11 protein-coding genes and 1 tRNA gene are annotated in these 12060 nt (G+C 61.4%); 5 read left to right on the top strand and 7 right to left on the bottom strand.

Annotated elements, in window-relative coordinates; translation table 11 throughout:
* The first annotated feature begins 3 nt into the window (after positions 1 to 3).
* From OHL12_RS03355 to fabF, 3 genes are read left to right on the top strand one after another with little or no spacing between them, the layout of a single operon-like run.
* The gene (locus OHL12_RS03355) at positions 4 to 903 is read left to right on the top strand and encodes an SDR family oxidoreductase (protein ID WP_263412424.1); all 900 of its coding nucleotides are present in this window, start codon (positions 4 to 6) and stop codon (positions 901 to 903) included.
* A 40-nt stretch (positions 904 to 943) separates the two neighbouring features.
* On the top strand, positions 944 to 1702 hold the full coding sequence (locus OHL12_RS03350; protein ID WP_263412423.1) for an SDR family oxidoreductase: 759 nt from the start codon (positions 944 to 946) through the stop codon (positions 1700 to 1702).
* A gap of 27 nt (positions 1703 to 1729) precedes the next feature.
* Positions 1730 to 2983 carry a beta-ketoacyl-ACP synthase II gene (gene fabF / locus OHL12_RS03345; RefSeq protein WP_263412422.1) on the top strand — a complete coding sequence of 418 codons (1254 nt, stop codon included), beginning with the start codon at positions 1730 to 1732 and terminating at the stop codon, positions 2981 to 2983.
* A 252-nt stretch (positions 2984 to 3235) separates the two neighbouring features.
* On the opposite strand, the gene OHL12_RS03340 is transcribed toward fabF, so the two are convergent.
* From OHL12_RS03340 to OHL12_RS03310, 7 genes are all read right to left on the bottom strand, one after another.
* Positions 3236 to 5332, bottom strand: a complete 2097-nt coding sequence (locus OHL12_RS03340) for an FUSC family protein (RefSeq protein WP_263412421.1) — start codon at positions 5330 to 5332, stop codon at positions 3236 to 3238.
* A 62-nt stretch (positions 5333 to 5394) separates the two neighbouring features.
* Positions 5395 to 6627 carry an efflux RND transporter periplasmic adaptor subunit gene (locus tag OHL12_RS03335; RefSeq protein WP_263412420.1) on the bottom strand — a complete coding sequence of 411 codons (1233 nt, stop codon included), beginning with the start codon at positions 6625 to 6627 and terminating at the stop codon, positions 5395 to 5397.
* A 3-nt stretch (positions 6628 to 6630) separates the two neighbouring features.
* Entirely contained in the window at positions 6631 to 6900 is a 270-nt protein-coding gene (locus OHL12_RS03330; RefSeq protein ID WP_263412419.1) for a YtcA family lipoprotein, read from the bottom strand.
* On the bottom strand, positions 6897 to 8444 hold the full coding sequence (locus OHL12_RS03325) for a TolC family protein (protein ID WP_263412418.1): 1548 nt from the start codon (positions 8442 to 8444) through the stop codon (positions 6897 to 6899). Before OHL12_RS03325 ends, OHL12_RS03330 begins: the two co-directional genes overlap by 4 nt.
* A gap of 423 nt (positions 8445 to 8867) precedes the next feature.
* Positions 8868 to 8944 (bottom strand) — tRNA-Glu (locus OHL12_RS03320).
* A gap of 65 nt (positions 8945 to 9009) precedes the next feature.
* Positions 9010 to 9285, bottom strand: a complete 276-nt coding sequence (locus OHL12_RS03315; protein ID WP_263412417.1) for a DUF507 family protein — start codon at positions 9283 to 9285, stop codon at positions 9010 to 9012.
* The gene (locus OHL12_RS03310; protein ID WP_263412416.1) at positions 9285 to 9563 is read right to left on the bottom strand and encodes a DUF507 family protein; all 279 of its coding nucleotides are present in this window, start codon (positions 9561 to 9563) and stop codon (positions 9285 to 9287) included. Before OHL12_RS03310 ends, OHL12_RS03315 begins: the two co-directional genes overlap by 1 nt.
* Positions 9564 to 9643: 80 nt before the next feature.
* Here OHL12_RS03310 and OHL12_RS03305 point away from each other — a divergent pair, with 80 nt between their 5' ends.
* Together OHL12_RS03305 and recJ are read left to right on the top strand one after the other, a co-directional pair.
* On the top strand, positions 9644 to 10111 hold the full coding sequence (locus OHL12_RS03305) for a hypothetical protein (RefSeq protein WP_263412415.1): 468 nt from the start codon (positions 9644 to 9646) through the stop codon (positions 10109 to 10111).
* Between the two features lie 34 nt (positions 10112 to 10145).
* Positions 10146 to 12008 carry a single-stranded-DNA-specific exonuclease RecJ gene (gene recJ, locus OHL12_RS03300; RefSeq protein WP_263412414.1) on the top strand — a complete coding sequence of 621 codons (1863 nt, stop codon included), beginning with the start codon at positions 10146 to 10148 and terminating at the stop codon, positions 12006 to 12008.
* Positions 12009 to 12060 lie beyond the last annotated feature (52 nt).

The raw sequence follows: 12060 nt of genomic DNA, 5'->3' as shown, positions 1-12060 counted from the left end.
GTTATGAGTCAATCAAGAATCTTAGTCACGGGGGGCAGTGGACGCCTTGGCCAAATGGTGTTGGACCAACTGCTACATGCGGGTGTGTCGGGCATCATCACAACCACGCGCACACCAGACAAGCTGGGCGCCTATGCAAGCCTTGGTGTGGATTTACGTCATGCAGATCTCAATGATCCGCAAACATTGAGCAAGGCATTCCAAGGTGCTGATCGTCTGTTGCTGATCTCGACAGATGATCTCTTCTCCGGCAGACGCGTTCAGCAGCACACGAATGCGATCGACGCAGCGAAGCGCGCGGGAGTTCGCCACATCCACTACACCTCGATGCCGGAGCCCGAGGCGAGCACTGCCATTCCGTTCTCCTCGGACCACGTGGCTACCGAAGCCACGATACGGGAGAGCGATCTCTCCTACACGATTCTTCGCGTCGCTTGGTACGCCGAAAACCCGGTAGAACTAGGCCTAATCCCCGCTGCGCTGAGGACCGGCACCTGGCTGACCTCAGCAGGTGCTGGGAGGATTGCTTACGTGACGCGCTCCGATGTCGCGCGCGCCGCCGCCGCAGCTCTTGTGCGCGACAAAGAAACCAGCCAGATCTACGACATCACCGGACCGCACGCGATGTCAGCGGCCGAGTTGGCAGCTGCCCTGTCCCGCTCAGTCGATCGCCCCATTGAGGTGCGGCAGGTTGACGATACCGCCCTTGCACGCGAGTTGGTCGCGAGTGGCGTATCTCCACAGCTTGCACCGATGCTCGTCACCACCGATGCGAATACCCGAGCCGGCAACTTCGAACGTGTATCGCATGCCGTCCAGGAACTTACAGGTGTTCCCCCAACGAGCTTTGAGTCTTTTCTCGTGAAGAACAAGGCGCGGCTTCTGGGGGCCACAGACAAGTAAAGCGGCATACGCCACCAAAAATCGTAGAGGAGAAACGCAGATGTCAGGGAAACTGCAAGGCAAAATCGCACTCATCACCGGAGGCAACTCCGGTATCGGCCTCGCGACGGCACAGGAATTCATCAAACAAGGTGCCTTCGTGTACGTCACCGCGCGGCGTCAGGCTGAGCTCGACAGAGCCGTGGAGTCCCTCGGAGCACATTCCCGCGGCATCAGGACGGATGTCAGCAACCTTGCCGAGCTGGATGCACTTTTCACCCGGGTGAAGCAGGAGAAGGGCCGCATCGACATCCTGTTCGTGAATGCAGGTGTGGCAAGCTTCTCGCCGCTGGGCTCGATCACGGAAGAGCATTTTGACCAGCACTTCAACACAAACGTGAAAGGCCTGCTCTTCACCGTGCAAAAGGCGCTGCCGCTCATCCCCAACGGTGGTTCGATCCTTCTCAACGCGTCTATCGAATCTAAGCAGGGCAAGCCTGCCTTCAGCGTCTATTCGGCGACGAAAGCAGCGGTGCGGTCTTTCGCTCGCGGCTGGACGAACGATCTGAAGGATCGCGGGATTCGTGTCAACGTAATCAGCCCGGGTCCCATCGAAACGCCTGGCCTGAACGGACTCGCCGGCGTCACGGACGCTGAACATCTGAAAGGATTTCACGACCATCTCGGATCGGACATTCCCCTCGGGCGTATCGGTCGCGCGGAAGAGGTGGCGAGAGTCGCCGTCTTCCTCGCGTCAGCAGATGCGAGCTTTGTCGCTGGCATTGAGCTCTTCGTTGATGGTGGCGTTGCCCAGGTCTAAGCCAGGCACAGAATCAAGGAGTCATCGATGCAAGTGCGGTTGGTTGAGCAGAGGCGCGTGGTGGTCACGGGTGTAGGACTGATTAGTCCCGTCGGTATCGGCACGGAAGAGACCTGGGCCGCCATCCTTCAGGGCCGCTCCGGAATCGAGAAAATCACACTCTTCGACCCAAGAGACCACGCATGCAAGATCGCGGGAGAGGTGAAGGACTTTCGGCCTGAGGCCTTCATCGACCGCAAGGACATCAAGAAGACCAGCCGCTTCATCCAGTTTGCGATTGCAGCCGCGGAGATGGCTGTTCGTCATGCCAAGCTCGCTATGGCTGATGAGGATCCACACCGTGTTGGCGTGCACGTCGGTAGCGGTATCGGAGGCTTTGAGGTCATCGAGCGCGAGCACACTCGGCTCATGGAAGGTGGTCCAGGCCGGGTCTCGCCCTTTTTCATAACAGCATCGATCGCAAACCTCGCCGCGGGTCAAATCGCGATTCGCCACGGCGCTCGCGGGCCAAACCTCACCTGCGCTACGGCCTGTACCACCGGAGCACACGACATCGGAGAGGCGTTTCGGATCCTGCAGCGTGGCGAGGCAGACGTCATGCTCGCTGGTGCCGGCGAGGCCGCCGTTACTCCCCTCTCTATTGCCGGCTTCGCTGCGATGAAGGCCCTCTCGACGCGTAACGAAGATCCCGAGTGCGCGTCCCGCCCTTGGGACATCGGTCGGGACGGCTTTGTGACGGGCGAGGGTGCAGGCATCCTTGTACTTGAAACTCTGGAGCATGCCCAAGCCCGCAATGCGTCGATTCTGGCGGAGATCGTTGGCTATGCCGCGAATGGGGACGCCTTCCACACCAATGCTCCTCCAGAGGATGGGAGCGGAATCCGCCGAGTCATGGAGCTTGCCTTGGCTGACGCTGGAATCTCCGCGTCCGACATCGCTTACCTGAATGCTCACGCCACGTCCACTCCGCTGGGTGACCGCGCGGAGGCCACGGCCATCAGGCAGGTCTTCTCCGCGAACCCTGACCTTTGGGTAAGTTCGACGAAGTCGATGACAGGCCACCTTCTCGGCGGCGCTGGAAGCCTCGAAGCGGGTCTGTCCGTTCTGGCGCTGCGCGATCAAGTAGCACCGCCAATGACCAACCTTGAGACCGAAGACCCTGCTTGCACTTTTCCTTTGGTGTTGAGCCAGCCGAGAGCGATGGAATCGCGCTATGTGATGTCTAACTCCTTTGGTTTCGGAGGGACAAATGCTTCTTTGATCTTCAAGCGAATGCCCTAGAAACGGGACCTCTGCGGTTCTTGAACCTTCCCTGGAGATCGGTAACGATCAGCCGGATTTCGATCGCAAAGCCGTTCTCAAATGGCGAGACCAGGGCAATGCATTGAGCAAGCGCACCATTACCGCCAACACGATGGAGCTGCGCAACAAGATGGACAGCAAGACACGTTCCGCTGCGAGACAGGCCACCTTTGCTTAGATGTGATCTGACCGGCGATCTGCCTTGTACTGGCGCGCTTGGGATCCCGTTCCTCAGGCACCGCCTTCGAGGCGTTCTTCTGCGGGGTCATCGCCGGGCCTTCCGTCACCATTGAGCGCGAGGAACTGCGGTGTCAGGTTCTTGAGAATCTTCGCACTGTTGCAGACGATGGTGTACTCCCGCGAGTCGCCATCCGCGGGCACGCGCAGGAGCGAGCTACTGATAGGCGGCGCGGAGCCGTGCTCGAGGTAGTCCGCGAGGCTCTCAAGCGTGGCGGCGTTTGCTTCTTCCACTTCTTCGGCATGGCGCAGCAGGCGACCGTCCGGGCTGATCAGACGGATGTGGGACAGTGTGACCTGAAGCAAGAAGAAGGCGCGGAGCTCGGGCGTCCATGTGCGAATGTGGCGGCGGACGCGGAGCGCTTCGGACCGGTCGGAGCTGAATTCAAGCAGGACGCTATCGGCGAGCGTGCGGACCTGCGTGAAGGTAGCGTTGATGCTGTCGCGCTGGGCACGAATGCTGCGGAGCAAATCGGCCTTGGAGCCATTGCCAGCGGTGCGGGTGCGCATTAGCGTGACGATCTGGCGCATAGCATGAACAAAGCTCGTGCGCATGGCGGTGCTCGCCTGTTGCGCGTCCCACTGATCGAAGATGAGCCACATGGCGAGCAGCCCGAGCAGGATGCCGATGACGTTGTCGCGAGCGGGCGTCAGCATTCGCTGCGGTCCAAAAACGCGCAGGTGCACCAGGTAAAAGGCGAAGGCGATCTGCACTCCATAAAAGGAGATTCGTGGGCTGGAGGTGGCGATCCAGGCGGCGATCGCGGTAACAGCCGTGAACATGGCTCCGAACGAGGCTACCGTGTCGAACGCGGGCGTCAAGAAGACCTGCGCGCCGATGCCGAGCACAAGGCCACCTGTGATGGCCCCCAGCACGCGGAGAATCTGCTTCTGGCGCGAGGACCCCGTCGTGCTGAGCGCGGTAATCATGCAGGTGGCAAGGGAGGAAGAAAGGCCCGGCCACGCGAAGAGGTGATAGAGCAGGAAGCACGACATGGCCGCGCCCCCGCCGCGGAGTGCGAACACAAGATGCTGCGGGTTGGTGAAGGCGTCGCGTTTGAAGACGGGCGCCTCGCGAAGCTCGTCGCTTGCGATATAGATGTCTGCATTTTGGGGCTGGTCGAGCGACTGGCCGAGCAGATCGACGGTGGAGTGAAGCAATTGCACAACCGTGGCAGCGGTGGGTGGCGAGGGCAGCTGTTCCACCAGCGGAGTGGTGCTGCCCTGCTGCAAGATGCCGATCTCTCGAATGGCCTGCACCCGATCCCCGAGAATGCGCAGGTGCTCGAGGTCCGCTGATGTGAGAGTTTCCAGTTCCGCAGGGATGAGGAGCGCTGCGGTGAGGTCGATAAGACGGCCGGCGAGACCGATAAGGACTGCCTGGCGTGCATACTCGGCCGCTCCGGCATCGGCGCGTGCGAGATAGCGGCGCAGCAGGCCGGTACCGATTTCGGAGTACTGGAGAACCTGTTCGCGGGTGTCTCGGGCTACATGTTGCGGATCGTGCAGGACGGATGCAACGTCGCTGAGGCGGCCGAGAACGCCATCCTCGAGCGGCGTGGTGCGGTGAAGGGCCGCAAAGACCGTTTCGACGACAACGGTGACAGCGGCACCCATGGTGACGGAGAGGGCAGCCCATAGGGTATAGGTGAGGGCGCGGTCAGTTGAGGTGGGAAAGTCCCAGAGTGGAATAGAAGAGATGGCGAGGAAGCCGAAGCCGGTAGCGACGCGGTACTCCCGGACGGCGCTGATCAGGAAGAAGATCACCAGGAACGAGAGGCCAACCCACAGAAAGTGGAGTACGGGTGAGCCCGCTGTGAGGATGTTGCCGGTGAGAGTGAAAACGAGGGATGCACCGATGGAGGCGAGAAGCTTCCATGCGCCTTCCCAGGTTTCGCTGGCGGACTCCCGAGAGATCAGCAGCGTGTAGTAGACGCCGAGGGCCGCGTTGGGGATCCGGAACGTGACGACCCACAGCATCATGATGGCCGCGGCCATCACCATGCGGAGAACGAGCCACCAGCGTCCGGGATAGGGCTTGAGCTCCTGCTTGAGGTAGTCCCACAAAGAGGCCAGAGTGGGACGCGGCACGCGCTCCTGACGGACCTGTGCGTAGGCGGGAGTGACGGCGGTGCCCAACGTTGCGTGCCCTTCTAATGAGCTGGGTGAACGATGACGGTGGAGGACTCACCAATGCGGAGGCGGTCGGCCGCGGGGTGGTCGATGCGGATGCGCACCGGGTAGCGCGAGGCGAGGTGCACCCAGTTGAGAGTGCGTTGCGTATCGGGAAGGTCTGGGCTGAGGCGGCCGATGGTGTCGGCGTCTGGCGTTACGGCGTAACCGATGCTGTCGACCGTGCCGTGAAGACGCTCGTTGGGATGCGACATCGTGTAGACCTCAACGGGGTCGCCGACGTGGATGCGCTGAAGCTGCGTCTCACGAAAGTTGGCGATGACCCACCAGACACGGGTATCGATGAGGGTGAATACCTGTTGGCCGGCCTTTGCGTAGGCGCCCTCGGAGATGCGAAGGTTTGTGACGCGCGCGTCAAAGGGAGCGTAGACGCGGGTGTGGTCGTAGTCGTATTGGGCCCGGCTGACAGCGGCGGCACGGGCTCCACGCTGTGCGGTGAGCGGGCTCAGAATATCGACGGCGGATTGCGACTGCCGATACTGTGCCCCGCTCTGCGTGACGTTAGCGGCGGAGGCGCGCTGGCCGGCGCGTGCCGCCTCCAGCCTGGCCTGTGCGGCTGCAAGCGCTGCCTGCGCGGTGCCAACGGATTGCGCGCGCGAGGCGCTGAGAGTCTGTGCCTGCTGTAACTGGTCTGGAGTGACATAGCGCTTAGCAAGCAGAGGTGCGATGCGCTCGGCATTGGCCTTCGCATAGCTGGCTTCCTCCGTCGCTCGCTGGAGCTCGGCTTTCGCTTGATCGACCTGCGCGACAGCCTGCAGCACATCGGCAGCATTGCGCTGATTGTTCGCCAGTGCAGTATCGATGCCGGCCGCCGCTGCGCTTGCGGCGTGTTGCTGCGCGGCGATATGGCGGCTCTCGTTGTCGATCTGGCCGGCGAGCGCTGCCTGCTGCGACTGCGCGTTCTGCAGCGCGTAGAGGTAGGGAGCGTCGTCGATGTGGAAGAGAAGATCACCGGCGCGAACAAGTTGGTTGTCTTTGACCGGTAGCTCGGTGATGGGGCCTTCGACAACGGGCGCGATGCCGATGAAGTTGGCGAAGACCTCGGCGTCATCAGTGCGTGGATTTCTTGTGGTGATCCAGATGGCAAATAGGACCATAAGCAGAGAAAGCAGCACGATCACAGCGCTGACAACCTTGCCGACCAGGGACTGGACGGGAGCTTGCGAGTCTGCGGATGACGTCTGGGTCGGCATGGTTTATCGCACCCCGAAGAAGATGAGCCATAGAGTCAGACAGAAAAGGATGGCGATCGACGGATAGATGACGACGAGCGGAGCGAGCTGGTGCTCCCAGCCGAGCCGGCGTAGAAGAAAGCGTACGAACACAGTAAGCAGCGATGCGACGAAAACGCAAAATACCCAACCCGGAAAGTAGGAGCCCAGGACGTTGACGGATGGGTTGTGTGCGCAGCCCGCCAAGAGCAAGAGCGGTAGCGTAGCGCAGAGATAGGGTGCTCTGAATTTCATGGCTGTCTTGCTCCGGCAGTCCTTGGCATCTGAGAAACAAGGCGCAGCAGTGTGCCAGTGCGCAATTGCACTTGGGCAAAGCTGTCGAGCACGGCCACCCGCGCCGCCGTGTCCTCAAAGCGTGCCTGGGCAAGCTGGCGCTGTGCGGTAAGCACGTCCACGATGTTGCGAACGCCAGCCTGGTAGCTTTCGAGGGCCTGATTGTAGGAGTCTTGCGAAGCATTCAGCAGGGCGGTGGCTGCATCGCGCTGGCGTAGCGCAGTCTGAGCGTCAACATAGGCATTCCAGACTTCGGACTCGATGCGGTCCTGTGATGCACGAAGAGCCTCCTGTTCGCGCCGCACATCCGCTTGGCCCTCTGCTACGCGATTGCGGCGCTCACCCCCGTCGAAGACGTTCCAACGGAGGTTCATTTCGGCATCCCAGACTTTGCCGGTGGCGTAGGCGGCCAGATAGTCGCTTTGGCCGCCGATGGCGCGGAGTTCCCCGAGCGTACCGTTGAAACTGACGCTGGGATAATATCGGCTGCGGGCAGCGCGGACCCCGGCTTTCGCGGCATCGACGTTGGATGCTTGCGCGAGCAGGTCAGGGCGGTTGTGCAGCGCGGTCTCAATGAGTCCGCGAGCCGTATCGGCCATAGTGGAGGGAATCTCCAGATCGGCGATGGACTGCACCTTGAAGGCGCTGTCTGGGGGCGCTGTAAGCGTGGTCGCGAGAGTGCCGGCCGCCTTCCTTTCATCACCGATACGAAGCTGCACTTCGTAGTTCGCCTGCGCGGCTGCAGCCTTGGCCTCGGACAGGTCGGGCAGCGTGGCAAGGCCCTCGTCAAAGCGCGCCTGCGTGGAGTCGGCAACTGCCGCGGCACTGGTGTAGTTCGCTTGGGCCGCTTCGCGCTGCCCCTGTGCATTGAGCAAGGTGTAGTAACCGTGCATGACGCTGTAGAGCAGCTTGCGATGCGCGTCATTGAAGCGGAACGATGCAGCGTGGAGTAGTTCACGTTGCTGCCGAACCCGGTTCAGACGCTCGTTAGCGTCAAAGACCGTATAGGTGAGGCGCGCGCTGACTTCACCGATGCCGAGTTCCTGAATAACGAAGGTGTCGTAGAGCAGCACGCCATTGCGTTGGCTGAGAGCAAGGAAGCCGACATCGAGGGATGGGAATAGTGCGCTGCGGGCGACGTTTGTCTCTTTCGCCTGAGCGACGGCTGCTTGCCAGGCTTCGCGGGTTTCCGGGTTGTGAGCCTCGGCGAAGTCGATGAGATCGGAGAGAGTGTAGACCCTGTCTTCGAGTTCGGCCTCTTTCGGTTGGCGGTTCGCAATGGCTCTGGTGGCGAGCTTTGTCTGGTCCGGAGTCAGCCAGGGCCGGTCGGGTCGCGAGGGGAGCTCTTGTGCCCTGGCTCCTAGAGCGAAGAAAACGGAGATCGTTGCAAAAAGTACGATGTGAAAGTCGAGCGCGCAAACGCGCGAAGATCGCAGGCTAGCGTCGCGAACCCGGGATGCTCCTTCCCGTGCCGCATCGAGCGATTCCTGTGGCTGATTGCGCATCGTACCTCGAGTCTAGCGAGTTCGGGACCGCTTCTCTCCCCAAGGCCGTCTGTGGTCAGCGTATTCCAACACGCTGGCCGGCGACAGTAGCACCCGCGGAATCGGCCGGACGATGGGCTCTGGAAGAGGTCGGCCCCGCGGTGCGGTTACACCGCCAATCGCATTTGCGAAAGCACAGACAGCCTTGGCTACTGATCGAGTGTTCTCGGTACCTCCACGCCAGAGCTTCAGATCTTGGCCACCATCTTCAACGGTGTGAAGGATGCCTTCGATTGCAGCGCGCTCAGCATACGGCTTGAAGAGAGTTCCTCAACGTTCTGACATGAGAGAGATGTACTCCGGGCACCCGTAGGAATGCCCGGCCCAAACGCAAGTGAGGCGACCCTGTCGGATCGCCTCTAACTTGCTCGTCTATTCGAATCTTGGTAGCGATATCGGGGCTCGAACCCGAACTCTTCGCCTTGAGAGGGCGACGTGTTAACCAGTTACACCATATCGCCGTAACAGCAACAGACTCAGTATACGCAACCCGCTCGGCAGTTTCAATCCGAGGTGTCGCGCCTGCTTACACTCCGAGCCGTTTGACCTCGTCGTTATAGTACTTCCGGTACAGGATGTCCCATTCCTGGGAACCTTCCGGGATGATCCGCTGCTGAGACAGAATTTTCTGCCGGGCAGCACCGTCGATGCGTGTTTCCTCGACGAAGAGCTGCTCCAGGATCCGTCGCGCCTCCTGGCGCAACGTGTTCCGATCTTCAAGGAACTCCGCCTGGTCAGTATCCGCAAGAGTATCCGCGATCACGTGAGCCAGCTTGTTCACTTTGTCCCGGGAAAGGCGCATTAGAGCACCGCCTTGTATTGCTGCACCAAACGCATCTTGATCTTCTTAAACATCTCAGGGTAGCTGGCGCCAGTGCGCAACATGTCGTCCTGAATACTCTCGAGAATCAGGCGCGCTTCGTCGTTGATACGGTCCTCCAGCGACAACTCGTCCAGAAGACCCTGGTAGACGCGTTCCTGCAGCACAGCAGGCGTTTCGGTGCGCACCATCTTCGCCTCCGTCAGGCGGCGCACCACCTGGCGCGAAAGATAGCCGATGTATTCCTTGGAGAAGAGCATGAACGGAAATCATCGTACCATGCGTGCGCATGCCGCCACCCAGTGCTTTCGAGGACGCGCGCGGTGAGACAATACCCTGTATGCAGCCTGACGACCTCCACTCCTTGAAAGACGACATGATTGCCTTTGTAGCCGGAAATGGGCTGCGCAGGTTCAGTGCCTATGTGCCAGAGGATGTGCCGTCGATCATCTTTGAAGAGGAGAACGCCGACAGCTGGAAGGACTTCGTCGAGCACGCCAAGGCGAGCGGAGCGCAGTTCGTCACCATGTCGGACGTCGTGCTGGAAAAGGAAGATCTGGAACTTCTGATGGAGCAGATGCGCGCCCAGAACTTCCCGGACGACGACAGTCCGGAGATGGAAGATGCGCACCACCTTGCCAAGCACGTCGGAAAGATCGGTTACCTGCAGCTAGGATTTGCCCACCAGGGTGTCGTCTTTCTGTACGAGACCGCGACCGAGTGGTACGACCGCTATCAGCAGTGGCTCGAAGCAATGACAGAGCTGGGTTCGATCCACATCGAAAGCGGCGACGACTCGGACGCCTAGAGTGAGTGCCAGCTTCACCCCGCATGAGGGTGCCATGGCCCAGCACGCAAACCCGGCCGTGACGGCATCAAGCCGTACCTGGGAACTAGCCCCGGCAGACACAGACGGCGTAGACGCCCTTTCCCGGCAAGCGGATCTGCCACAGTGGGTTGCACGGCTGCTCTGGCTGCGTGGTTTGCGCAACGCGCAGGACGTCCCAACCTACCTTGAGCCCTCGCTAACTCATCTCCACGATCCTTCCCTGCTCCTGGGCATGCAGAGCGCCGTTCGTCGCATCGTTACAGCCGTACGCCGCGAAGAGCCCATGCTGATCTACGGCGACTACGACGTAGATGGCACGCTAGCGACCGTTCTGCTGAAGACGGCCATTGACCGCATCACACCTCGCGGCCGACCCTCCCTGGTCCGCTACCACATTCCGCATCGCATCCGCGAAGGCTACGGGGTGCAGCCGAGTGTGTTGGCGGAGGCCGCCGACGAAGGCGTCCGGCTCGTCATCAGCGTCGATACAGGCATTCGCGCCTTTGTCGCCGCCGAGGAGGCGGCGGCCCGCGGCATGGATCTGATTGTCACGGATCACCACCTGCCGGAGTCTCGCGGCGTCCCACAGGCAGTCGCGGTGATCAACCCCAACCAGACTGGCTGTGCGTACCCCGAAACACACCTCTGTGGCGCCGCGGTGGCTTGGAAGCTGGCAGAAGCCTTGTTACGGGCTGCTGGCGAACCCGGCACGCCACTAGAACCCGTAGAGCCGGCCAGCTTTGAAAAGCTCCAGCGTTCCCTTCTCAAGCTGGTCGCGATCGCGACGGTCGCAGATGCCGTCCCGCTGACCGGCGAAAACCGCGCGATCGTCGCACTTGGTCTGGCGGAACTGCGCGACGTTCGGCAGCCCGGGCTACGCGCGCTCATGCGGCTGGCGCAGGTCGGTTCTTCCGGCCGCGCGCCACTCGCTTCCGAAATCGCCTTCCGCATCGCTCCACGCATCAACGCAGCAGGACGCATGGATGTGGCCAGCGATGTGGTTGCCCTCTTGCTGACCCGGGATCCGCAAGAGGCAGAGACCCTGGCCCAACGACTGCACACGCTCAACGAAGATCGTCGCAACGTTGAATCCAGCATCCTTCTGGGCCTCCACGAGCAGATCGATCAACTGATCGAAGCCGCGGGATCGGAGCGGCCGGGCATCTTCGTCCTGGACGGAGAAGGTTGGCACCGCGGAGTTATCGGCATCCTGGCGTCACGAGTGGTCGATCGCACGCAGCGAGCAGCCCTGGTCATCACGCATGACGACGGCGCGGCGCACGGCTCAGGGCGATCCGTCGAAGGTTTTCACCTGCTGGACGCCCTCACTTCGGTGCACTCCCGTCACCTGGCCGACGAGGGCGAGAGCTTGTTTCTGCGCTTCGGTGGCCACGCGCATGCGGTGGGCTTCTCGCTGGATTCCTCGCTCGTTCCTGCCCTGCGTCAGCGGATGCTGGCTCATGCCGCACAGCATGGCTCCAGCCAGCCACGTGCCGCGGTCTCCCGGGCCGATGCCTTGCTCCCTCTTCACGAGGTCGGACCGGAGACATGGGGTTGGTTGAGCCGGCTGCAACCTTTCGGCAACGCCAACGAGGAGCCAGTCTTCTTGGCCACCCACGTCCTCCTCCAGGACGTCCGCGTCCTCAAAGATCGCCACCTCAAGCTTCGAGTGCAGACCGGACAGGGTTCAGCTCTGGATTGCCTCTGCTGGGCACGCACCTTCTCCTGGCCGGAACGACTTCAGCAACTCGACATTGCGATCGGCTCTCCCATCGATCTGCTCTACCAACTTCGCTGGAACGATCGGCCCGACTACGGCGGTCTCGAAATCCACGTCTGCGATCTGAGGCGGGCATCGGACGCCGGCGACCTGTAAGGCGAGGGCGAACTTTCAGAAGCCGATCTGGCCGAAGGGCGTCCTATATACT

It is taken from the genome of Terriglobus aquaticus, from assembly GCF_025685415.1.
Taxonomy (GTDB): domain Bacteria; phylum Acidobacteriota; class Terriglobia; order Terriglobales; family Acidobacteriaceae; genus Terriglobus; species Terriglobus aquaticus.
Note: the sequence above shows the minus strand (reverse complement) of the source record. Positions and strands in the feature narration are given on the sequence as shown.

What these genes read in the sequence shown, in the direction of transcription:
- OHL12_RS03305 (WP_263412415.1), top strand. Translation starts at nt 9,644, where the DNA reads ATGCAGCCTGACGACCTCCACTCCTTGAAAGACGACATGATTGCCTTT.
- OHL12_RS03350 (WP_263412423.1), top strand. Translation starts at nt 944, where the DNA reads ATGTCAGGGAAACTGCAAGGCAAAATCGCACTCATCACCGGAGGCAAC.
- OHL12_RS03325 (WP_263412418.1), bottom strand. Translation starts at nt 8,444, where the DNA reads ATGCGCAATCAGCCACAGGAATCGCTCGATGCGGCACGGGAAGGAGCA.
- OHL12_RS03310 (WP_263412416.1), bottom strand. Translation starts at nt 9,563, where the DNA reads ATGCTCTTCTCCAAGGAATACATCGGCTATCTTTCGCGCCAGGTGGTG.
- OHL12_RS03330 (WP_263412419.1), bottom strand. Translation starts at nt 6,900, where the DNA reads ATGAAATTCAGAGCACCCTATCTCTGCGCTACGCTACCGCTCTTGCTC.
- recJ (WP_263412414.1), top strand. Translation starts at nt 10,146, where the DNA reads ATGGCCCAGCACGCAAACCCGGCCGTGACGGCATCAAGCCGTACCTGG.
- OHL12_RS03335 (WP_263412420.1), bottom strand. Translation starts at nt 6,627, where the DNA reads ATGCCGACCCAGACGTCATCCGCAGACTCGCAAGCTCCCGTCCAGTCC.
- OHL12_RS03355 (WP_263412424.1), top strand. Translation starts at nt 4, where the DNA reads ATGAGTCAATCAAGAATCTTAGTCACGGGGGGCAGTGGACGCCTTGGC.
- fabF (WP_263412422.1), top strand. Translation starts at nt 1,730, where the DNA reads ATGCAAGTGCGGTTGGTTGAGCAGAGGCGCGTGGTGGTCACGGGTGTA.
- OHL12_RS03315 (WP_263412417.1), bottom strand. Translation starts at nt 9,285, where the DNA reads ATGCGCCTTTCCCGGGACAAAGTGAACAAGCTGGCTCACGTGATCGCG.